Here is a 21041-nt window from a genome sequence, read left to right on the forward strand (position 1 = left end):
CTAGCAAAACTAACTTTAGACTCTAGACGCCGCTAGACGTAAATTTATTGAAAAAACAGAGAGTGTGAAACCCAGTAAGCAGAAAATGGGGAAACTTAACATAGATACCATTTGTTGAAAAACTTCCAGATATGCTTTACTGTTCCAATTCCAACTGCTCAAATCTCTTTAATCTTGATGACAATAAGTTTTGCATTAACTGTGGGCAAACACTCACACCATTGTTCAGAAACCGTTTCCGAGTAATACGACTTTTGGATGAGGGTGGATTTAGCAGAACTTATGAAGCCAGGGATGTAGATAGGATAGATGAACCTTTTTCGTTGAAGAAGATCCAGAGGGTAGTTATTGCGATTTCAGAAATGTGCCTTTTTATTAACGTGCCTTTTTATTAACGCGATCACTAAATAACCCCTATCTGGTGTGGCGAGAATTGTTTATCTCCTGGGAACTAGATAAATTCTTTAGTTGTTTCCTGAGTTTTTCTCAACTTAAATGCCAGATTTCTATGAGATTAACAGGAACAGCAGCAAAAGTGTGACTGATTATAGTCTTGACTTATGTGAAAATGAACTTGGTCAAAAATCATACTCTGGGTTGATCCTCTAAATGAGCAGTAATGGTCAAATCAAAATTCTGTTTTTGGCAGCAGATCCCAGTGATGCTGCACGATTACGCTTGGGGCAAGAGTTGCGTGATATTCGTGAAAAACTACAACTAGCAAAAGAGCGAGATAGATTTGTTCTAGACTCCCGTGAATCTGTACGTCCGGGAGATATCAGCCAAGCAATATTTGATTTTGAGCCGCAGATTGTGCATTTTTCTGGACATGGAACCAGTACAGGTGAACTTTGTTTTGAAGATTTACTCGGAAAATACCAACCTGTACAACCCGATGCCCTAGCGGCGTTATTTGAACTAGTAGCCGATCAAATAAATTGTGTGGTGTTGAATGCTTGCTATTCCGAAGCTCAAGCAAAAGCTATTGCAGAATATATTCCGTTTGTCATTGGCATGAATAAAGCAATTGGAGATCAAGCCGCGATCGCTTTTGCTGTTGGTTTTTACAAAGCATTGGCAGCAAGGCGGACAATAGATCAAGCTTACAAGTTCGGTTGTGTAGAAATTAGATTGCAAGGCATTGCAGAACATTTAACTCCAGTTCTGTACAGCAAACAAAACTCAGTGTCTCCAGGCAAAACAGGTGAAGTACCAAGTTCATCCTCAGCTAATTTAAATCCAGGACAAAGGCAGCGAATTTTACAGGAAATCGAAAGCCTCCAGCAACAGTATGATTTATTAAGTCAGAAATTGAGCCGCCTACGGTTGGATTTAGCGATAGAATCCAGCACTGTTGTAAAGTTTCAGTTAGAAAAGCAAATTGAAAATGCTGAAGCTGAAAAAACACAACTTACTCAACGGATCGAGCAGCTAGAAAATAGCCTGCAATAAAAATAGTAATATCTCAATAGTTGGGTATTAAAACTCACAGATGTCTTCAGTTCGGCATTTACAGCAAAAACGGGAAGAACTTCAACAACACTACGATGCGTTTAGCGAGAAGATAAAGTTGTTGCGGAATCAACACGCCATTGAAGCGGGGGCTTCAGTAGCTTTTCAGCTAGACAAAGAAATTGAGCGAGTTGAGAAAGAACGCGATCGCCTCCTGAAGCAGATTCAGATTATTGAGAGGTCTTGTAAGAGTGAGCCAATACACAGTGAACTGTTTCGCCTCAACTACATAGCACAGGTACAGTTATTCCGAGAATTTATTACAGAAAAACGTATAGGAGCTTTCTTAGTTCATGGTTCACCAGAATATGGTCAAATCTGGTTACTGAAGCGTTTGTTACAAAAAATTCCTGAAAGTACGGTGACTCCCCCAATCACATTTTATCTCTCACGCCGGACACTTAGGACTGATATTGCAGCCCTATGGAGAGAGTTGGGTCGTCGGATTGGAGTACAAGATTTTTCATCCCATGAGGAGATTGCCAGGAATGTAGTTGCTCAATTGAAAACTCAACATATCATCCTAGTCTTTCACGATCTCGAATGCATTGATGAAACCTATCTGCACGAATTAATCCGTGATTTTTGGTTGCTCCTGGTAAACTCAACCCCACAGACAATTTGCTCAAGCAACGAATTTTTTCTCCTGATGTTTTTGCTTGACCAAGATGGTTGTGTCAACACTTGGAATCTTGGGTTTGCAGATCAACTCGATCTGGTATGGAAACCCCATATTCCCATTAGGCTACCAATGATTGATCCCTTATCTGAGCAAGTCTTGCTTAACTGGATGGAAAATGCAATTGATGTTCTACCAATCCAGATGACTAAAAAAATTGACTATACAGTTCAGGTGATTCTAGAGAAGAGTGAAGGCATTCCAGAGCGTGTGTTTGCTGAAATTTTTGGTTTGTGTGGCTGTAACTGGCAGGAGGAAGAAACCCGGTGGTTAGAACTTTAGACGGCAAGCGGCTGAAATACATAGGTAAGGTTCAACCCCAGCCAGGAGAACAAGACCCGGAGACTGGGCAAATCTTGTATCCCTACCTGCCTAGTGAGAAATTAGTAGAGGCAGTAAATTTAGCGATCGCCCTCGAACGCCCTTTACTATTAAAGGGAGAACCAGGATGCGGCAAGACAAAATTGGCTCGTGCGGTGGCTTATGAGTTGGGTTTACCTTATGAAGCTTGGTACATTAAATCTACCAGTCGAGCGCGGGATGGTCTTTACACCTATGATGCCGTTGGCAGGTTGCGGGATGCTCAACTCGCTGCTTCAAAAATAGATGAAGAAGCCGCAGTCAAAGCAAAAAATGCTGATGCCTATGTAGAGTGGGGCCCGTTAGGGCGTGCCTTTCGCGACGAGCAGCCAACTGTGGTTTTGATTGATGAAATAGATAAAGCTGACATTGATTTTCCTAATGACCTGCTGTTAGAGCTTGATGAGCAAAGGTTTGAAGTCACAGAAGTAAAACAAAACAGTCTACTCAAGAAAATTCAGGCGAAAGCAACACCAATTGTTTTTATCACCAGTAACGATGAGAAAGACTTGCCTGATGCCTTTCTACGTCGTTGTTTATTTCACTATGTCAAATTCCCTGAACGTCAGCAGTTAATCGAGATTGTTAAAACTCGATTTACAGTTTCACCCTTAGAATTAGTGGACGCAATTATTGATCGCTTTTTAGAACTGCGCGAAGAGATGCGGCGGGACAAAGGCGAAGCTGGTAAAAAGGTCAGCACCAGCGAACTGATGGATTGGGTGCGAATTCTTAGTCATCAAGATGATGAAATTCTCAGCAAGTTAAAAACTGAACTTCTGTATCCTGGGGTGTTGCTGAAGAGTTGGGATGATTATCGCCGTTATGGTGAACAGATGCGTACCCAGCCAGAAGCATGAAGATAGAATCTCCCCAAGAAGAACTACCACTGCTTGAGCTTTTTACACAACTGCGCGAGGCAGGTTTGCCTTTGGGTATCGATGAATATCGTCTTGTTTTGACAGCTTTACAGGAAGGCTTTGGCACGACTGATCAAAAAGCGTTAGCAGAACTGTGCCTTACCTTGTGGGTAAAATCCCAGGATGAAGAACATCTGTTTAATTATCACTTTCAGCAGGTAATGATAGCCCCTCATCGTGTAACAAATTCTGTTACCAAGAAAGAAGCTGTAAAAAGTGAGGATAATTCTTCACCTGAGCCACCCAACAAAACACCTGCCACTGTACCCGTTTCATCGGAATTAATGGAAGTACAGGATGAGATGCAAGTAGCTGAAGCAGTACAGATTACTACTCAAATAAATGAGGAAATTACTGTTAATCGCTTTACCCAAACCGATGAATATTTTCCGGTGACGCGGCGACAGATGAAACAAAGCTGGCGACATCTACGCCGTTTTGTACGTCAAGGTTCGCCCATAGAGTTAGACATAGAGGCAACTATTGATCAAGTGGTACGGCAGGGGGTTTTGCTAGAGCCTGTAATGATCCCCAGTCGGGTGAATAGAACTGAACTGCTGTTGCTGATTGACCACAAGGGGTCGATGGTTCCCTTTCACGCACTATCCCAGCGATTGGCTGAGACGGCATTACGAGGCGGACGTTTGGGCAAAGCTAGCATTTACTACTTTCACAATTGCCCAACTAAGTATCTTTACCATGACCAGACGCGCCAAAAAGCCGAACCTGTCACAGATTTTCTAGCTCAGTTGCGTCCAGAGCGTTCCACTGTATTAATTTTTAGTGATGGGGGAGCAGCACGGGGCGGTTTTAGTTTGGAACGGCTAGAGTTAAGCCAAAAATTTTTAGACCAGTTGAAACAGCGATCGCGTTATATTGCATGGTTAAATCCGATGGCGACAGAGCGATGGTTTGGTACAACAGCCGGAGAAATCGCTCGTTTAGTGCCGATGTTTGAAGTTAGCCGACAGGGTTTTGATAGTGCGATCGATGTGTTGCGGGGTCGGGGAATCAATGCACAATTAAGGTAGTGGCTTGTAATTAATCTAACTAAAAGTCTTTCAAAGGTAGAGAGCATGAAGCCAGAAGTTGCTAGTCGTCGAATTGAGTCTTTTGGTCAACGCTTCGGGGAAGCGCATCTCTATCTGGCTTATCATGCTGCTTTTCCGTTAGCTCTCACTCCAGATTTGCTTTATCGCTTGTGGGCAAATTTCCAACGAGATATTCATAGACAGGAGTTGAAAATACCTTGGCTGGCTGTTGCGGATCTGCTGCTTTCTAATCTTTGCAATGAAGTGGGACATGAACTCTACGAAATGGATACAGCAGTACGAAATTCGCTGTTGAAAGAATTAAAAGAGAATCCTCATTTTGGCGAAAAGCGGATTAATGAATTGTCTGATTTTTTACTTACCTATGTACGGCAGCAAATTGAGAGCCACGACCCGGACATTCGTGATTTCGCTCATGCACAGAGGTGGACGGCGTTAGCATATACACGACCGAGTGAAGCAGTGCATGAATTAATATCTATTCTTTTAGAGTTGAAAGTAGATGAAAAAGCAGAGTTGATTCGTATAGTTTCCTTGATAGAAACTCTAGCAGAACCGCTAGTTGAAAGTGGATTTGAACCTTTGCTGGTTTCTGTACGGAGGATAAAGGAAGTGGTACGTAATCGTTCAGAAGGTCTAGCTATTGCTTTATCTCAGCAACAGTTGAACTTGAGTAATAATTCTTTTACTAGTCAAAAGGAAATTACTTCAATACCAAACAAAGTTACACAGTCTTTTGAAATACTTACCTTGGTTGATCAAATTGAAAATAATGAAAATAAGATTACATTAATTGATCATAAACTTTCTCAGCGTCATATTGACCTTGATCCTGGTGGATATTTTATTATCTACTTGGAGCAAGTAGCAGGTTTAATTTATGCCAAGCATTTCACAAATGTGGTTGACGAGCATGGTTTGACCTTCGAACCAGAAAGTGGAAAGGTGATTCCTACACGTGGCAAGATAAAAGGCACTCACATAAATGTTTTTAGTGGGAGGACGGCAAAACAGGTTTGCGTAAAAATTTTTGAAGAAACTCAGCCCTGTCCAGTAACTCAATTAGACCATGCAGCTTATTTAGGTAGAGAATTAATGCGAGCTGAGTTGGCTTTAATCACTAGCCAAGAATACATACAGGATTAAGCAAGTAGTAGTATTTTATCTCTAAATTTGAATCTCGAGTCTCTAGAAATGCGATCGCGCCCCTTTACCAAACGCGATCGCAAAAGTTTTTCTCCCTCTCTAACCAAGAAAGTTCAGCTGGTTAATCGCCGCAGCAATTAGATTATGGGTAATCGGCAGACTATCTACAACCATGCCAAGGCACAACAGCATCATGTAAGAGATGGAATAGAGAAATAACTCTCTAGCTACAGTCCGATCCTCTGGATTGTGCAACAAGCGCCAAGATTTGTGGATAAATAATCCTCCTAGACCGAGAGCGATCGCTGCATAAAGAATTCCACTTGCGCCCAAGGGATAAACCAATAACACGGTTGCAAATACTGTTACCAGTGTATAGTACCAAATTTGCTTCACAGTTGCCGTATCGCCTTCAATCACAGGTAGCATTGGTATCCCAACCTTTGCGTAATCATCCCGAATCATCAGAGCTAAAGCCCAGAAATGGGGTGGTGTCCACAAAAAGACAATGGCAAAAATTAACCATGCTGACCAGCTTAAAGTGCCTGTGACAGCAGCCCAACCCACTAAAGCCGGAATTGCCCCAGCCGCCCCACCAACAACGATATTCTGGGTGGTGTGGCGTTTCAGCCAGTGGGTATAGACCAAAATATAAAAGACGATACCAGAGAAGGCTAATAAGGCGGCTAACAAGTTGGCAAATACTGCCAGGAGTGTAAAGGAAATCGTCGCCAGTGCGATCGCAAAAATTAGAGCATCGCGCGGCTGCACCTTACCGGAAGGTATTGGACGATGGCGCGTCCGCTCCATGTCATAATCAATATCCCGGTCATACACACAGTTAATCGTTTGGGCGCTTGCAGCAGCCAAAGTGCCACCAGTCAGAGTTACTAGCAACAGCAATGGGTCTACTTCTCCCTTAGCAGCAATCCACATACTCCCAGCAGTAGTAATCAAAAGCAACGGAATAATCCGAGGCTTGGTTAGCTGATAGTAGCTTTGGACTACTTGTAAAAATGTTTCGTGGTGGCGAGAGACATTAGTCTCAATCATGTTGGCTCTGATTCCTTATTTTTCAACAACTTATATGCAGCCCCCGCTCAAGTAGGCTTTTTGAGACGAATAAAAACACAGATTTTCTGCACTTCTTGCGTGGGTCGCAATACACGCCGTTGCGGCTTCCATTAGTTCTGAGTGCTAAGTTAAGAGTTAGGAGTTATTTGTCCAACTCTCTCACTCTCCCACTCAGCACTCAGCACTGCAATCTCATGCCTAGCAACCCAGTCTCGCAGTGCTAAAACTGTGAAAGCCACCAAAGTACCCAGCAAGGCAGCGCCTACAGCTTGGTGAGAGACGGTGAGAGGCTCGACTTGAAGATGTAATCGGAACGTGGCGACTCCCAACAAGATTTGCAAGCTCAACAACCCACCAGCCATATTTGCCAGTCGTCGCAAGGCTGGATTTAGTGCTGGTGTACGCCAACAGATAAATATCATTGCTAAGGTTGCTACCGTTGGCGGTACCAAACCAGCAATATGGCTGTACATCACAGTACAAAGCTGAGAACCACCAAAGCATTGATGTAGCGCCCAGCGAGACCCGACTAAAGCACCTAGAAGACTTTGCAGGTAAACTAAAATAGCAGCGGTTAAACCTACCCAAGGCAACTTCCCAACGTTTCCAGTTCCCTGATAGGGTGTAAGCGCTGTGCCGATAGTTAAGAGGGTGATGAAAAACAACAGCGCCGTTCCTAAGTGGGCGGTAACAATGTCAAACCGCAACAGTTCGGTGACAGTGAGTCCACCCAAAATGCCTTGGAACACGATTAAAAACACGGCGAATGTGGATGCCCAAGGCAACCAGTTAGGTAAGGCACGACGATTCCACCAAGACAAACCGAAGAGTGCGATCGCGCTTATACCAATCAAAGCCGCATCCAATCTGTGAAACCACTCCAAGAACACCTGGAGATTCATTTGCTTGGCTGGCACTAGTTCTCCGTAGCACAAGGGCCAGTCTGGGCAAGCAAGCCCAGCATTCATCACGCGGGTGGCAGAGCCTATTGCCATCAAAATCAAGGTGGCTATGCACATTTTCCACACCAAGCGACGAATCATTTCCTTGGGCTTTTGCTGCTCAGCTGCCGCTTCATTTTGTTGTTGTAGGACAAATTCGTTCATCAACAATACCTTCTGCCCGCTCTTGGTAGTAGCTCTCTCAAAATTTTCAATTTGCAATACCGAACGGACACTTTACCCAACGGGGGGAACCCCGGCAAGCAAGTGTCCTCCCCATCTCTACCCTAGCGTATAGGCTAAGGTTTTATAGATTGGCACTCACTTATACTTTGAATCACTCTAGCTATGTTTTGCCTGAAGCTTTAGGTATTTTTTAAGATGTGAGAAATTGACTAATAGCGATTAAATTTACTATCCTAAATTTTTCCTTAAATTTTTCAGCTGATTTGCATCTAGTTTTGGCAGTATCTAATAGATACCTTGTACTCAAGATTAGTCAACTAGCCAAAAAAATTAATAAAAATTTCAGAGGTTTGAAGCCAAGGACAGACAGCCTAGACTACCTTAGTAAGTGGGCAGCTTTAAGATAAAGTAGTAAATTCAATTAAGTAAGCCGTGAAGATTCCAAGTTCGATCTGGACATTACTCATAGGCATCGTGCTAACACTAGTCAGCCTTTGGTACGGTCAAAATCACGGTCTGTTGCCAACAGCAGCCTCGGATGAAGCCGTCTTAGTGGATGGTCTGTTTAACACGATGATGGTTGTTTCCACAGGTATATTTCTACTAGTCGAAGGTATCTTGATTTACTCTGCAATTAGATACCGTAAGCGTTCTGGTGACAATGAAGACGGGCCACCAGTTGAAGGCAATGTGCCTCTAGAAATTCTTTGGACTGCGATCCCAGCAATTATCGTTATCGGTATTTCTGTTTACAGTTTTGATGTGTACAACGAAATCGGTGGCTTTGATCCTCATGCCATTCATGAAGCTCCGATTACTGGGCAGTCGATGTCAATGTCAATGCCTGGGGCAGCGTTCGCGAAGCGTGCGGGAACCGCTCTCGCCGCAACTCTCAACGACACACCACCCAGCACAGAACCCAACCTCAATCAAGAGAAATCTGATGAGGCAATGCAAGACCCCGCCACAGCAGCAGTTCGCAATGCTGACCAAATTCCTCAAAAGCGGAATGCTCCTGGTGTAGGTGTAGTTTCACCCACTATTGGCCCCAGTCCTGAGAATGTAGGCAAACCAGCCCAATTATTAGTCAACGTCACTGGTCTACAGTACGCTTGGCTGTTCACCTATCCTGACTCTGGGATCACCACAGGTGAAATGCACGTTCCCATTGGGCGCGAGGTGCAAATCAATATGACAGCCAACGATGTTATTCATGCTTTTTGGGTTCCAGAGTTCCGTCTTAAGCAAGATGCGATTCCCGGTAGACAAAGCGAGATTCGGTTCACGCCCAGAACAGCAGGTGACTATACTCTAATCTGTGCTGAACTTTGCGGCCCCTACCACGGTGCAATGAGAACACAAGTAGTTGTGGAAACACCAGAAGCATTTGACAAATGGGTACAAGAGCAGCTAGTTGCTAGCCGCGAAGAACCCCTAAGTCAAGCAGTTGCTGTTAACCCTACAAATCTATCCCCAGATGAATTTCTCGCTCCTTACACCAAGGACATGGGAATTCAGCCAGAAACGCTCAATCAAGTTCAAACTGCCCATCACCATTAGTCACTAGTCATTAGTCATTAGTGAATGACGAAGGACGAAGGACAAATGACAAGTAACTCCTATGACACAAGCTCAGTTACAAGAAACTGCCAATATCCCTGCCCTTAGTGAAGAGCCAGGGATCAGAAAATGGCAAGACTACTTTACCTTCAACACAGACCATAAGGTGATTGGGATTCAATACCTAGTCACAACTTTCATTTTCTACTGTATTGGTGGCGTCTTGGCCGACTTAGTTCGTACAGAACTGCGAACGCCAGAAGTGGATTTTGTCACGCCTGAAGTCTACAACAGTTTATTCACGCTACACGCCACAATCATGATTTTCTTATGGATTGTGCCAGCGGGTGCGGGGTTTGCTAACTTCTTAATCCCCTTAATGATTGGGGCTAAGGATATGGCATTCCCACGTCTGAATGCTGTTGCTTTTTGGATGATTCCACCTTCTGGTTTGCTGCTAATCGCTAGTTTAGTGGTAGGTGATGCACCCGATGCAGGCTGGACTTCCTACCCCCCCCTGAGCTTGGTAACAGGTCAAGTGGGTGAGGGTATTTGGATTATGAGTGTCCTCTTGCTTGGTACATCATCAATTCTGGGGGCAATTAATTTCCTCGTCACATTGCTGAGGATGCGTATCCCAGGTATGGGTTTCAATCAAATGCCCTTGTTCTGCTGGGCAATGTTTGCCACCTCAGCATTAACTTTGGTATCTACGCCAGTACTAGCAGCAGGTCTAATTCTGCTGGCTTTTGATTTATTGGCGGGAACAACATTTTTTAATCCGACTGGGGGCGGTGATCCCGTTGTATACCAGCATATGTTCTGGTTTTACTCCCACCCAGCGGTTTACATCATGATTTTGCCTTTCTTTGGGGCAATTTCGGAAGTGATCCCCGTCCATTCGCGTAAGCCAGTTTTTGGCTATAAAGCGATCGCCTATTCCTCCCTCGCCATTAGCTTTTTAGGGTTAATCGTCTGGGCGCACCATATGTTCACCAGCGGTATCCCTGGCTGGTTGCGGATGTTCTTTATGATCACCACCATGATCATCGCCGTACCCACTGGAATTAAAATTTTCAGCTGGTTGGCAACAATGTGGGGCGGAAAAATCCGACTCAACAGTGCGATGCTCTTTGCAATGGGCTTTGTTGGCACTTTTGTGATTGGCGGGATCAGTGGCGTAATGTTGGCGGCTGTACCGTTTGACATTCACGTTCACGATACCTATTTTGTAGTAGCGCACTTGCACTACGTCCTGTTTGGTGGTAGCGTTCTCGGCATTTATGCAGCGATTTACCACTGGTTCCCCAAAATGACAGGGCGAATGCTGAACGAATTTTGGGGTAAGGTTCACTTCGGCTTGACAATTGTCGGTCTAAATATGACCTTCTTACCCATGCATAAGCTGGGAATGATGGGCATGAACCGCCGTGTTGCACAATACGACCCCAAATTCACTTTTCTCAACGAAATTTGTACCATAGGTGCTTATATACTGGCAGTTTCAACCTTCCCCTTCATCTTCAATGCGATTTGGAGTTGGTTGTACGGAGAGAAAGCTGGTAATAATCCCTGGAGAGCGCTGACCCTAGAGTGGATGACAACCTCACCACCGGCGATCGAAAATTTTGATAAAACCCCAGTACTGGCTACAGGCCCTTACGACTACGGTTTGGAAAAGGCTAAAGAAGGCGTACCCTTATCTGATCCCGATCCAGTCTTGTCTGCCGGCCCGAACTCAGTATTAAGAGCAGAGCCAGATCCAGCGGTTGCTGCTAATCCCGAAGACCGTAAATAAACTGGGGACTGGGGACTGGAGACTGGGTACTGGGAATAAAGGAAGAAATGAATAACTCCCCACTCCCCACTTTCCACTCCTAACTCCCTACTCCCTACTCCCCACCCCCTACTCACTTATAAAGATTCATGCAAAGTCAAACTATTGACCCAGCTAAAACGGAACTTAATCATCACCACGCTGCGGAAGCGGTAGATGGTCATCACGAAGAACATCCAGATCATCGCCTGTTTGGGCTAATTGTCTTCCTCATTGCTGAGGGGATGATTTTCATGGGATTGTTTGGAGCTTATTTAGCTTTCCGTGCTACCTTACCTGCGTGGCCCCCTGAAGGTACACCAGAGTTAGAACTATTACTACCCGGAGTTAACACCGTAAATCTAATTGCTAGCAGTTTTGTCATGCATAATGCTGATACTGCTATCAAAAAGAATGATACGCAAGGTGCGCGTATTTGGTTGGCAATTACTGCGGCGATGGGTGCTATCTTCTTGGTAGGTCAGGTGTATGAATATACCCATTTAGAATTTGGTCTGACTACCAATTTGTTTGCGAGTGCGTTTTACGTTTTAACTGGCTTCCACGGACTGCACGTTACCCTTGGGGTTTTAGCGATTGTTGCTGTATTGTGGCGATCGCGCGTTAAGGGTCATTACAGTAGCGAAAAGCACTTTGGTATTGAAGCTGCCGAAATATATTGGCACTTTGTTGACGTAATTTGGATTATTCTGTTCGGATTAATCTATTTGCTTTGAGTATTAATTAGTTAGTTATTCACTCCACGCGAATAACTTAACAAGCCCTCAGCCGGGGGCTTTTTTAATTACAATTTTCTTGATAGCTTGCTTTGAGAGTAATTAAGGTTGCTTTCTCTAACACCTGTAATATTCATACCCTCAAAAACAAGAAGTTTGTGCGATCGCATTAATTCTCCACCGTCCAATCTTCAAACTGTAACCCAGGAATCCGGGAAAAATCACGCTGATTCCGTGTTACTAAAATCCCATTATTAGAAATTGCAATTGACGCTATTCGTAAATCTTGCGTACCAATACGAATTTTTTGTTTCTTTAATTTTGTATAACAATTTATAGCTGTTTCATCAAAATCAAGTATTCTAATTATGTTAAAAAACTCTACTGCCTGTTGCAATCCTAAATAGCCCCATCTGAGTCTTTGGGCTTCTGAAGACTGTCGAATAGCATCCAACCATCCACGCATTTGTTCTTCAACTGTAATTACAGTGACAGCAATATTTTCAGAATTTACTTCATTTATACGTTGTTTAATCAAAGAGTGCTGGTTTTGAAATAATGTCAGAGTATCTGTATCTAGTATCCACAAACTCATCAAATTTCATCCTCTGCACCAATTTCTGCATCGAGTTCCCGGCGATAATCTTCGATGTTTGATAAGACATCATTAAATAGCGGATTGTCTTGATACATTCCTGCAAATTTCATCCAAGGATGTTCTGATTTGGGTGCTTCAATTTCTTGGGTAACTATTTCTACATTTTTTAATCGAATATTCACAAGTTCATGTAAATTATTCAGTGCCTCTTCTCGCGTTGCAGCAAATACCTGACAATCTTGTAAACCCCACACTGTTGCTTGATATCCGCCTTCTTTTACTTCAACTAATACTGAATAGTTTACTGTGGATAGCTCATTAGTTACGTTTTTCAGTAAGTTACCAGTCATAAAATTTTTCTAATTTTCTCAATAGTTGCTATTTTTATTATAAATACAGTGCTAATGCGTTAAAAATTGAATTTTTAAATAAGGTGTTGGATGTGAAGCGATCGCACTTTTTATGAAACAATTATTTTAGGCGATCGCTCTACATCACCAAATTGTTTGAATACTGGTTAGTGCCTGAATTCGTAAATCACGGGTAACAAGGGGAAAACCTAAAGACAAAGCAGTAGCTGCAATAATCCTATCAGGCATATCAGGAACAGTTGCTCGATCAATTTGCTGAATTGCTCCGGATACATTACGGTCTAAAGGTGCTAATACGATACCCACATTAGGGTCATCTAAAGCATTAAGAATTCGTTTTAATACTTCTTCAGTGAACCGCCCCTTTTCTACCAAATAAGCAATTTCGACTACTGAGATGGCTGAAACATAAATAGGATTACCACCATTCACTGCTTGTTCCAAAGTTGTTAAAGCAGTTTCAGATAGCCTCTTTAAGTCAAAAATATACCAAATTAAAGTGTGTGTATCTGCAACTACTGATGTCATCACACAATATTCCTTGGAAAATTACCCCACATTTCTTTACGTGCTTGGGTAATGTCTTCTTCAGTAATATCTACTGCTAAGTCAGCACATAATCCTCTAATGCTAAGTAAGGGAGTTTTAGAAGTACTTTTTTGGTATAAAAATTCTGCAAACTTTAATAACTCTTGCTGCTGATCTACAGGTAGCTGGCGTAATTTTTCTAAGACTGCTTGCTCAATATTCATCTATTCATCCTTAAAGAATTTTCACCCGCCCTCAAATGTATTCAGAACCTCATGAGTTAGAGGTGCATCAAAATCATCAGGCACAATAAATTCTCCGGCACATAAACCAAATGGTCGTAGCTTTTTGTTGATATTAATAATTGGTTTTAATTCTGCGATGGACTTATCTGCTTGGATAAGAATAAAGCTTTCACCTGCCTCAACTTGATTAAGGTACTTCAAAGGATCTTGTTGGATTTGCTCAACTGTAACTTTTTGCACTTCGTACTTACACGTGGTTAAGAGATAGAATATTGTTTAATTTTATTGTAATGCTATGTCTGATGATAAACCACTTCGTGTATGCGTACTTGCTGGTAAATCTAGGATTTTACTTCGGTTCTTCCAGTTTCCTAATTGGATACAGAAGCTATTTTAAAACTCTATATACTTCTCCAAGTAATACATCTAAATCTCTGGAATAATCTATTTGTGTTTCATTGGGAAGAACTTCTTTATTTCTAATATGTGTATGTAAATAGGAATCAGCAATTTTACGCAATGAACTGTTTAAATGGTTCATAGACTCCTTGAAGCTTTTAGAGCCATAATTACTTGCCACTTCATTAAATGTTAGCTTACCAAATATTGGTGGGATATGGTCTATGATTCCCCTCACAAGCATTACAACAGATAGTAGGCAATCATTGTCAAAACATTTGTTTATTTCTTCGCAATATTGAATAAGCTTTGATAAATCAAATTTTGTATTTGAAATGGATTTAAGTTCCTGTATTCTTGTGATATTTACGTAAATTTTAGTTGTTTTTAATTCTTGTGAATCCTTTATTTTTTTTCTTCTATTTTCACTCCAGGTCGCTTGTATAAGTTCATCTGTTATTTCACGTCCAAACTTACTTATAAATTTAATTGATTTATAATATTCTTGGGAACCAAATAATTGATTAAAGAAATTTGTTTTTTCTTTACAAAGTTCTTCATAATTGTCGATTTGAAAAATTATAATTTTTTGTACGAGCTGAAGGCGATATGATTGACCTTTTATCATTACTTCTGTTGCGCCAGAATTATAACTATCAACTAATCTTTTTAAAACTATTTCATCTAACTCTAAAATTACTTCTTCTGATAGATTCTGTAAACAGACAATATAGAGATTCATATTTATGAAACCAGTTTACTCAACATAATTTTTTATATTATATATGGAAATTTTTAATAATTATTGTTAACAATAATTATAAGTATAATACAGCTAAATTAGATTAAGTTACCATCGGAAAACTCAATATTTACAAAGTTATTATGGGCTTTGCTACCGCTCTACTAATCTCACAAATAATTCTGATAACTACTTAATTAAAGGATAATTACAAATTTGCTTAATCTATACTAAAAATTTTTTAATAATCTATAGGCAGGCAAAATGCCTGCCTTACAAGAAATTAACTCAACCCAGATTTTAATTCACTTCGGGCTTGTTCCAACGCTTCTGGTAATTTACTTGCATCGCGTCCCCCGGCTTGGGCTAAATTTGGTCTTCCGCCGCCGCCACCGCCGCAGATTTTAGCAATATTACCGACAAATTTACCTGCTTGCAGTCCCTTTTTATTCACTTCAGGACTGAAAGCTGCAACTATGCTAACTTTCCCAGCTTCGGGAACGGAACCCAACACTACTGCACCGTTACCGATTTTTTGTAATAAGCGTTCGGCTGCGGTTTTCAAAGATTCCGGGTCAACATCTTCCAATTGGGCAACGAGAATTTTATAATCGCCGATGGTTTCAACTGTTTGCAGCAGGCTATCAGATTTAGCAATAGCTAACTGTGATTTTAGTGTTGCTAACTGTTTTTCACTATTTCTCAGTTCGGTTTGCAGACTTGTGATTCTATCTGGAAGTTCTTCGGGTTTTACTTTAAAGCGATCGCTTAAATCTCTCACTACTTTATCCCGAATGTTGAGATAATCCAGTATCGCAGGCCCGGAAACAGCTTCAATGCGTCGCACCCCAGAAGCTACACCAGCCTCTGAGATAATCTTGAACACACCAATTTCCGCAGTATTACTGACATGAGTACCGCCGCAAAGTTCCATCGACACGCTAGGGAAATCAATCACGCGTACTTCTTCGCCGTACTTTTCGCCGAACATAGCAACAGCACCCCTAGCTTTGGCTTCTGCTAAAGGTAATACTTCCACTTTTGCAGCGTGTGCTTCAGCTATCCAAGTGTTAACCTGTTCCTCAATTTGTTGCACTTCTTCTGCTGTCAGGGGACGCGGACAGTTAAAGTCAAACCGCAACCTGTCAAAGGAAACCAAGGAACCCGCTTGTGATATTCCCTCATCAACAATTTTCTTGAGTGCGGCTTGCAGCAGGTGCGTTGCAGTATGGTTAGCTTGGAGGCGACGCCGACAAGCCCTATCTATTTGGGCGGTGATATTATCGCCAACGCGCAGTGTACCGCGTTCGATGTGTCCGAAATGAACGAAGAAATCTGATTCTTTTTTCACGTCATCAATGCGAACGACAATGCCATCATCAGAGATATAACCGCGATCGCCAATTTGTCCCCCAGATTCGGCATAAAATGGGGTTTGGTCAAGCACGATTTGCACTTCGGTTCCTGCTTCAGCTTCTTCTTGGGAAACGCCTTCTACTAATATCGCTTCGACTTTTGCCGTTACCGCAGGTTGGGTATAACCTAAAAACTCAGTTGCGTGGATGTGTTCTGCAAGTTTATCGAGAGAACCTTGCACAGTTAAATCGATGGTTTCGTGTGCTGCTTTGGCACGTTCCACCTGCTTTTGCATCTCGGCATTAAATCCAACTTCATCTACTGTGAGATTATTTTCCTCAGCGATTTCTTGAGTAAGTTCGAGGGGAAAACCGTAGGTATCGTATAGAGTAAAAGCACTTTCACCGCTAATAGAGGTTTTTCCTTGTTGCTTCACCTCTTGGATGATTTCTTCTAAAAGTTTTTCACCTCTATCCAAAGTTTTGAGGAAATTGGATTCTTCCCGTTGCAACTCAGCTTTAATTGCTGCTTCCCGTTGCCGCACATTGGGGTAAGCTGATTGGGAAAGTGCGATCGCACTTTCAGCAACTTGAGTGATAAATTCACTAGTAATGCCTATTAATCTTCCGTGACGCACCACACGCCGAATCAACCGCCGCAATATATAACCCCGTCCCACGTTGGAGGCGCGGATTTCATCAGCAATCAGATGGACGACTGCACGAACATGATCACCTATAACTTTTAGGGAGACTTTAGTTTTTTCATCGCTGCTATGATAATCAATAGCTGCAATTTGCGCCGCTGTTTGGATAATCGGAAAAATCAGGTCAGTTTCATAGTTATTCGGCACTTGTTGGAGAATTTGCGTTATTCTCTCCAAACCCATGCCGGTGTCAATGTTCTTATTTTGCAGCGGTGTTAAATTGCCTGATACATCCCGGTTGTATTGCATGAAGACGAGGTTATAAAACTCGATAAATCGGGAGTCGTCTTCTAAATCAATATTGTCGTCGCCGCGTTCTGGGTGGAAGTCATAATATATTTCGGAACAAGGCCCACAAGGCCCAGTCGGCCCAGATACCCAAAAGTTATCATCTTCACCTAAACGTTTAATCCTAGCTTCCGGTACGCCGATTTGGTCGCGCCAGATGTTATGTGCTTCATCATCTTCTTGAAAAACGCTGACAACTAGGTTTTTTGGCGATAAACCAAAGACTTTTGTGGAGATTTCCCAACCCCAAGCGATCGCTTGTTCTTTAAAATAATCACCAAAACTGAAATTACCCAGCATCTCAAAGAACGTTTGATGCCGTTTGGTACGTCCTACATTCTCAATATCATTAGTACGGATGCATTTTTGGGAAGTCGTAGCCCGTTTGAATTCTGGCGTGCGCTGTCCTAAGAATATCGGTTTAAATGGTAGCATCCCCGCGATCGTCAGCAGCACGGTTGGGTCTTCTGGCACAAGGGAGGCACTCGGAAGAACTTGGTGTCCCCTTTGGGCATAGAAGTCAAGGAATTTAGCGCGAATTTCGTTACCGCTGAAATACTGGGGAGTTGAAGACATGAGTGTTTGCGAAAGTAGTTTTAATAAACTGGGGAACGTCCGCAGAGCGTCATTCACCGCTTTTACAGACAAAGTATGCCGCAGTCAGGGACATTTGTGCTACGAGTTCTCTGCTTGGGGGGCGTTCACCTGCTAGGTGTATTTCCATAACTAGCTTTATCTATTTTTGCATTTTGTTTCATGTTGCTGCTAGCCAAATTTGCCAATTGGTGAATTGTGTGTATTTATTATGTTTTTTCACAATCACCACTGTGGTGGGATGAACATTGCGTTCTACTCAGTTAAATTAATACTCAAGAAGTGTAAGGTACACAAACAGAGGTAAAAAATGGCTCTAAAACTAAAAGTATCAGACATTGCTTGTGAAGGCTGTGCAGAAACAATTACTGAATCGATTCATGTAATGGAACCCGACGCCAAAGTGAATGTTGATGTCAATACTAAAACTGTCACAGTAGAATCCGCAGCTTCTGAAGAGACAATCAAACAAGTAATTGTTGCTGCTGGCTATACCGTTGAAGGTTATTAATGTCAAACTAAATTTTTACTAAAACTTAGTTTTAATGATGGGTTACCAGAGGTTTTCTGTTTTTGCCAAAAAAGAGTGTTAACACAGTTCGAGACAGTCCTGTTTTCAATTCGGATTCAGGAGTCAATCGCACACTCCTCATTTTGACTGGTGATTAAAAAAGAATTGAGCAGCAAAGATGCTCCGCCTCCGGTCAGAAAAGATCCTGAATTCTGTGCGACTGCCGAACCCATAAGGGTCTTAGAAGTTTCCACACCACTTGCTACAACAGAGGATACTTCCGCAACGCACTGGCTCATCATGAGCGATTGACGTTAGCGAGTCTTGTATGCGACACTCTACGCGAATGAGCCTCACCTATTTGCCTTGGTCTCCAACAGCAGAAGGGGGGAATGAATTCATGGTGTTTCTGCATCCCTACTAAATCAAAGATTTAGTCACACTTCGATATACATAGATGTGCGCCTTTACAATTATCCATGTTCAGCCATAAGTTCAGCAGCCTGCGCTAAGCGAAGAGCTAACGGCAGTTTCTGCCGCTCAAACTTCTCTGTGTACTTTAACCATATGCAAACTCTTCTATACCATTTAAATAAAAATAACTAAATCTTCAGTATTTATACTGTTACTGAAAAATATCGAAAAGCTGACATTAGTATCATAAAGCGAAGCTTCAGGAAGTATAGTAAAGAGAAAGTATAAAGATGAGATTAAAATTGAGAGTATTTTGCGTATTTTGCATTAAAATAAATAAATATTAGATTAGTACTAAAAAATCTACCTAAAGTTAGATAATCAGTAGATTAAGTATTAAGAGAGACTCACGGCAAATTCTTCTAAATTAATTCACGGAAAGCCGAAACAGCATAAACAGCAAAGAAATGAGTATTTCTATTCTGGTCTTTGGAAGCAATACATTTCTCACCACACTTCCAGATCAGATCAGTTGTTCAGACGCTTTTAGCGTAGAAGTTATTACCAATGTCAATCAAGCGGTATCGCGAATTCAAACTACACCGCCAGATATAATACTTGTGCAGGCTAGCCTGGATGGCAGTATGGAATTGTGTGGTTGGTTGAAAGACCAGACAAAGCTATCCTGGATATATTGTATTATGTTCGAAGATCGGCCCCAGCAGCTAACCCAGAGAGGTAAGTATGGCTTGCACAGGGAGTTAGAGATGACTGCCGCAGCACTAAGACAAGGAGCCGATGCCTACATTTGGCAGCTTCCAGAGCAGACTTTGGCCGAGTTGAGCGCTAACCATCAGCTAATACTATCTCAATTAACAGTTGGCTTGCGGAAAGCACAAAAATATCGCGATCTGCTGCGGACGAACGATTTGTTGTCAGCGATCGCCCTATCTGATACGTTGACAGAATTGAATAATCGTCGTGCTTTGGAATGGGACTTACCCCGTCAAATTCAAAAAGCTCGGACTCAAGAAATTCCTTTGAGTTTGATTATGTTAGATGTAGATTATTTTAAGAACGTCAACGATACCTACGGACATTTAGTTGGCGATCGCCTTTTGCAGTTGCTCTGTACCCGGATGCGCCACAATTTACGCTTTCAAGACACTCCATTCCGTTATGGGGGCGAAGAATTTGTAGTTATTCTAGGTAAAACTACTGCTGATGAAGCATTAATAGTAGCACGCCGTCTCAATCGCCTAGTCAGCGAACAACCGTTTGCAATCAACAACAAACTAGCTATCGATATCACAATCAGCTTGGGTACTGCATCTCTAGTAGCAGCGGACGACGAACGAGGAGAGAGCCTACTAAATCGTGCAGATCAATGCTTGTTACAAGCTAAAGCTGCTGGACGCAACCGAGTTATTGGTTGCGAATACTTATCCCCTATATCACACGGGAAAAATGTTTCCTCTCACAGTACTGAATCTTCAGTAGCGCTGAGTACTGACTCTTAAATGAGTTATGAATACTTTTCAATTTACAACTTAAAACTCAGCACTTGCGATCGCATTTTGACAATCTGCGACTGAAGCACGTTGTTGCATAGCCTTGACTAAGGCTTGATATTTAGACCAATTTTCTTGCAATAAGGTTTTTGCCTGGAGAGCATGAAATCGCTGTTTCTGCTGACAATTAGATTCAGAAAACCCCAAAACTGTCAATAAACTGTTTAGCTTGTTTTTATCATCAGATCCACCTTCAGCATTATCAAAAACAAGCGTTTCGGCAGCAATTCCCGCCATCCAAAGAGTGCAGTAACGCTCCACCATTGGGACGCTGATTTTATCTACATCCAATTGAGATGCTAATTCCCGATCATCAAAAGTAACACCACCTTGACCTGGTTGACCCTGCTTCCAGGCTTCCCAGGCACTGAGAGTATAGCCTGTAACAGGAATACCCAGCAGGTAAGCAGTTAGAAAATGTCCTGCTTCATGGTGGATAATGCGATCGCGATGTTCCGGTGAAAAACCAGCAATCCAATCTAAAAGGATAGTACCTCCCTTCCCTTGTAAGCTGAAACTATCTAACGTCGCTAATCCCAAGATGGTGAAGGTCGCAACTGCTGGTACTGTGGGCGACAAATGAATAAATGGCCCTAATAGGCTGGAAAAAGTTATGAGAAAGACAGAAATCGCAACTAAATTCAGGGCAGTTTTGCTCATTCCAAGTTTTCTGAGTGCATCTTCATCTTTCTTCATTATGAAGCGAGATGAGCAATCAGGGGAATGTGATTAGAC

At 42.2% G+C, this 21041-nt stretch carries 21 protein-coding genes; 11 read left to right on the plus strand and 10 right to left on the minus strand.

Features of this window, described 5'->3' with window-relative positions; all coding sequences use genetic code 11:
- The first annotated feature begins 131 nt into the window (after positions 1–131).
- The 6 genes from WKK05_RS30415 (at position 132) to WKK05_RS30440 (ending at position 5669) form a co-directional block, all read left to right on the plus strand.
- Positions 132–395 carry a 4-Cys prefix domain-containing protein gene (locus tag WKK05_RS30415; RefSeq protein ID WP_341526730.1) on the plus strand — a complete coding sequence of 88 codons (264 nt, stop codon included), beginning with the start codon at positions 132–134 and terminating at the stop codon, positions 393–395.
- Positions 396–609: 214 nt separating this feature from the next.
- Positions 610–1452 (plus strand): CHAT domain-containing protein, encoded by an 843-nt coding sequence (locus WKK05_RS30420; RefSeq protein ID WP_341526731.1) that lies wholly within the window; start codon positions 610–612, stop codon positions 1450–1452.
- A 40-nt stretch (positions 1453–1492) separates the two neighbouring features.
- Positions 1493–2473 (plus strand): hypothetical protein, encoded by a 981-nt coding sequence (locus WKK05_RS30425; protein WP_341526732.1) that lies wholly within the window; start codon positions 1493–1495, stop codon positions 2471–2473.
- Positions 2458–3411 carry a MoxR family ATPase gene (locus tag WKK05_RS30430; RefSeq protein ID WP_341526733.1) on the plus strand — a complete coding sequence of 318 codons (954 nt, stop codon included), beginning with the start codon at positions 2458–2460 and terminating at the stop codon, positions 3409–3411. Before WKK05_RS30425 ends, WKK05_RS30430 begins: the two co-directional genes overlap by 16 nt.
- Positions 3408–4502, plus strand: coding sequence for a hypothetical protein (locus WKK05_RS30435; RefSeq protein WP_341526734.1), 1095 nt, complete (start codon positions 3408–3410; stop codon positions 4500–4502). Before WKK05_RS30430 ends, WKK05_RS30435 begins: the two co-directional genes overlap by 4 nt.
- Before the next feature lie 783 nt (positions 4503–5285).
- Positions 5286–5669, plus strand: coding sequence for a DUF4346 domain-containing protein (locus WKK05_RS30440; protein WP_341531233.1), 384 nt, complete (start codon positions 5286–5288; stop codon positions 5667–5669).
- A gap of 99 nt (positions 5670–5768) precedes the next feature.
- Here the strand turns inward: WKK05_RS30440 and WKK05_RS30445 are convergent, their stop codons facing one another.
- The gene (locus tag WKK05_RS30445; protein WP_341526735.1) at positions 5769–6722 is read right to left on the minus strand and encodes a heme o synthase; all 954 of its coding nucleotides are present in this window, start codon (positions 6720–6722) and stop codon (positions 5769–5771) included.
- Positions 6723–6871: 149 nt separating this feature from the next.
- Positions 6872–7849, minus strand: coding sequence for a heme A synthase (locus WKK05_RS30450; protein ID WP_341526736.1), 978 nt, complete (start codon positions 7847–7849; stop codon positions 6872–6874).
- A 453-nt stretch (positions 7850–8302) separates the two neighbouring features.
- Between WKK05_RS30450 and WKK05_RS30455 the strand changes: the two genes are divergently transcribed.
- From WKK05_RS30455 to WKK05_RS30465, 3 genes are all read left to right on the plus strand, one after another.
- Complete coding sequence (locus WKK05_RS30455; protein WP_341526737.1) at positions 8303–9430, plus strand: cytochrome c oxidase subunit II; 1128 nt, start codon at positions 8303–8305, stop codon at positions 9428–9430.
- 61 nt (positions 9431–9491) lie between these two features.
- On the plus strand, positions 9492–11228 hold the full coding sequence (gene ctaD / locus WKK05_RS30460; RefSeq protein ID WP_341526738.1) for a cytochrome c oxidase subunit I: 1737 nt from the start codon (positions 9492–9494) through the stop codon (positions 11226–11228).
- A 128-nt stretch (positions 11229–11356) separates the two neighbouring features.
- Positions 11357–11983 (plus strand): heme-copper oxidase subunit III, encoded by a 627-nt coding sequence (locus WKK05_RS30465; RefSeq protein ID WP_341526739.1) that lies wholly within the window; start codon positions 11357–11359, stop codon positions 11981–11983.
- Between the two features lie 169 nt (positions 11984–12152).
- Here the strand turns inward: WKK05_RS30465 and WKK05_RS30470 are convergent, their stop codons facing one another.
- From WKK05_RS30470 to alaS, 7 genes are all read right to left on the minus strand, one after another.
- Entirely contained in the window at positions 12153–12578 is a 426-nt protein-coding gene (locus tag WKK05_RS30470) for a type II toxin-antitoxin system VapC family toxin (protein ID WP_341526740.1), read from the minus strand.
- Entirely contained in the window at positions 12578–12931 is a 354-nt protein-coding gene (locus tag WKK05_RS30475; protein ID WP_341526741.1) for a type II toxin-antitoxin system HicB family antitoxin, read from the minus strand. Before WKK05_RS30475 ends, WKK05_RS30470 begins: the two co-directional genes overlap by 1 nt.
- Before the next feature lie 144 nt (positions 12932–13075).
- On the minus strand, positions 13076–13480 hold the full coding sequence (locus tag WKK05_RS30480; protein WP_341526742.1) for a type II toxin-antitoxin system VapC family toxin: 405 nt from the start codon (positions 13478–13480) through the stop codon (positions 13076–13078).
- Positions 13480–13704, minus strand: a complete 225-nt coding sequence (locus tag WKK05_RS30485; RefSeq protein WP_341526743.1) for a DUF2281 domain-containing protein — start codon at positions 13702–13704, stop codon at positions 13480–13482. Before WKK05_RS30485 ends, WKK05_RS30480 begins: the two co-directional genes overlap by 1 nt.
- 21 nt (positions 13705–13725) lie before the next feature.
- The gene (locus tag WKK05_RS30490; RefSeq protein WP_341526744.1) at positions 13726–13965 is read right to left on the minus strand and encodes a type II toxin-antitoxin system Phd/YefM family antitoxin; all 240 of its coding nucleotides are present in this window, start codon (positions 13963–13965) and stop codon (positions 13726–13728) included.
- 148 nt (positions 13966–14113) lie between these two features.
- Positions 14114–14866 carry a hypothetical protein gene (locus tag WKK05_RS30495; protein WP_341526745.1) on the minus strand — a complete coding sequence of 251 codons (753 nt, stop codon included), beginning with the start codon at positions 14864–14866 and terminating at the stop codon, positions 14114–14116.
- Positions 14867–15149: 283 nt separating this feature from the next.
- A complete protein-coding gene (gene alaS / locus WKK05_RS30500; protein ID WP_341526746.1) occupies positions 15150–17792 on the minus strand; it encodes an alanine--tRNA ligase in 2643 nt (880 codons plus the stop codon).
- A gap of 328 nt (positions 17793–18120) precedes the next feature.
- On the opposite strand from alaS, the gene WKK05_RS30505 reads away from it, so the two are divergent.
- Together WKK05_RS30505 and WKK05_RS30510 are read left to right on the plus strand one after the other, a co-directional pair.
- Positions 18121–18321: a heavy-metal-associated domain-containing protein gene (locus WKK05_RS30505; RefSeq protein WP_341526747.1), complete on the plus strand. Its 201-nt coding sequence runs from the start codon at positions 18121–18123 to the stop codon at positions 18319–18321.
- 881 nt (positions 18322–19202) lie between these two features.
- The gene (locus WKK05_RS30510; protein ID WP_341526748.1) at positions 19203–20255 is read left to right on the plus strand and encodes a GGDEF domain-containing protein; all 1053 of its coding nucleotides are present in this window, start codon (positions 19203–19205) and stop codon (positions 20253–20255) included.
- 30 nt (positions 20256–20285) lie between these two features.
- Here the strand turns inward: WKK05_RS30510 and WKK05_RS30515 are convergent, their stop codons facing one another.
- The gene (locus WKK05_RS30515) at positions 20286–20966 is read right to left on the minus strand and encodes an ATP-dependent Zn protease (protein ID WP_341526749.1); all 681 of its coding nucleotides are present in this window, start codon (positions 20964–20966) and stop codon (positions 20286–20288) included.
- Between the last annotated feature and the right edge of the window lie 75 nt (positions 20967–21041).

The sequence above is a fragment of the Nostoc sp. UHCC 0302 genome, assembly GCF_038096175.1.
In the GTDB taxonomy this organism is placed as follows: Bacteria; Cyanobacteriota; Cyanobacteriia; order Cyanobacteriales; family Nostocaceae; genus UHCC-0302.

Coding starts and splice junctions, on each gene's coding strand:
- WKK05_RS30415 (WP_341526730.1), top strand. CDS start 132: ATGCTTTACTGTTCCAATTCCAACTGCTCAAATCTCTTTAATCTTGAT.
- WKK05_RS30420 (WP_341526731.1), top strand. CDS start 610: ATGAGCAGTAATGGTCAAATCAAAATTCTGTTTTTGGCAGCAGATCCC.
- WKK05_RS30425 (WP_341526732.1), top strand. CDS start 1,493: ATGTCTTCAGTTCGGCATTTACAGCAAAAACGGGAAGAACTTCAACAA.
- WKK05_RS30435 (WP_341526734.1), top strand. CDS start 3,408: ATGAAGATAGAATCTCCCCAAGAAGAACTACCACTGCTTGAGCTTTTT.
- WKK05_RS30445 (WP_341526735.1), bottom strand. CDS start 6,722: ATGATTGAGACTAATGTCTCTCGCCACCACGAAACATTTTTACAAGTA.
- WKK05_RS30450 (WP_341526736.1), bottom strand. CDS start 7,849: ATGAACGAATTTGTCCTACAACAACAAAATGAAGCGGCAGCTGAGCAG.
- ctaD (WP_341526738.1), top strand. CDS start 9,492: ATGACACAAGCTCAGTTACAAGAAACTGCCAATATCCCTGCCCTTAGT.
- WKK05_RS30465 (WP_341526739.1), top strand. CDS start 11,357: ATGCAAAGTCAAACTATTGACCCAGCTAAAACGGAACTTAATCATCAC.
- WKK05_RS30470 (WP_341526740.1), bottom strand. CDS start 12,578: ATGAGTTTGTGGATACTAGATACAGATACTCTGACATTATTTCAAAAC.
- WKK05_RS30475 (WP_341526741.1), bottom strand. CDS start 12,931: ATGACTGGTAACTTACTGAAAAACGTAACTAATGAGCTATCCACAGTA.
- WKK05_RS30480 (WP_341526742.1), bottom strand. CDS start 13,480: ATGACATCAGTAGTTGCAGATACACACACTTTAATTTGGTATATTTTT.
- WKK05_RS30485 (WP_341526743.1), bottom strand. CDS start 13,704: ATGAATATTGAGCAAGCAGTCTTAGAAAAATTACGCCAGCTACCTGTA.
- WKK05_RS30495 (WP_341526745.1), bottom strand. CDS start 14,866: ATGAATCTCTATATTGTCTGTTTACAGAATCTATCAGAAGAAGTAATT.
- alaS (WP_341526746.1), bottom strand. CDS start 17,792: ATGTCTTCAACTCCCCAGTATTTCAGCGGTAACGAAATTCGCGCTAAA.
- WKK05_RS30505 (WP_341526747.1), top strand. CDS start 18,121: ATGGCTCTAAAACTAAAAGTATCAGACATTGCTTGTGAAGGCTGTGCA.
- WKK05_RS30510 (WP_341526748.1), top strand. CDS start 19,203: ATGAGTATTTCTATTCTGGTCTTTGGAAGCAATACATTTCTCACCACA.
- WKK05_RS30515 (WP_341526749.1), bottom strand. CDS start 20,966: ATGAGCAAAACTGCCCTGAATTTAGTTGCGATTTCTGTCTTTCTCATA.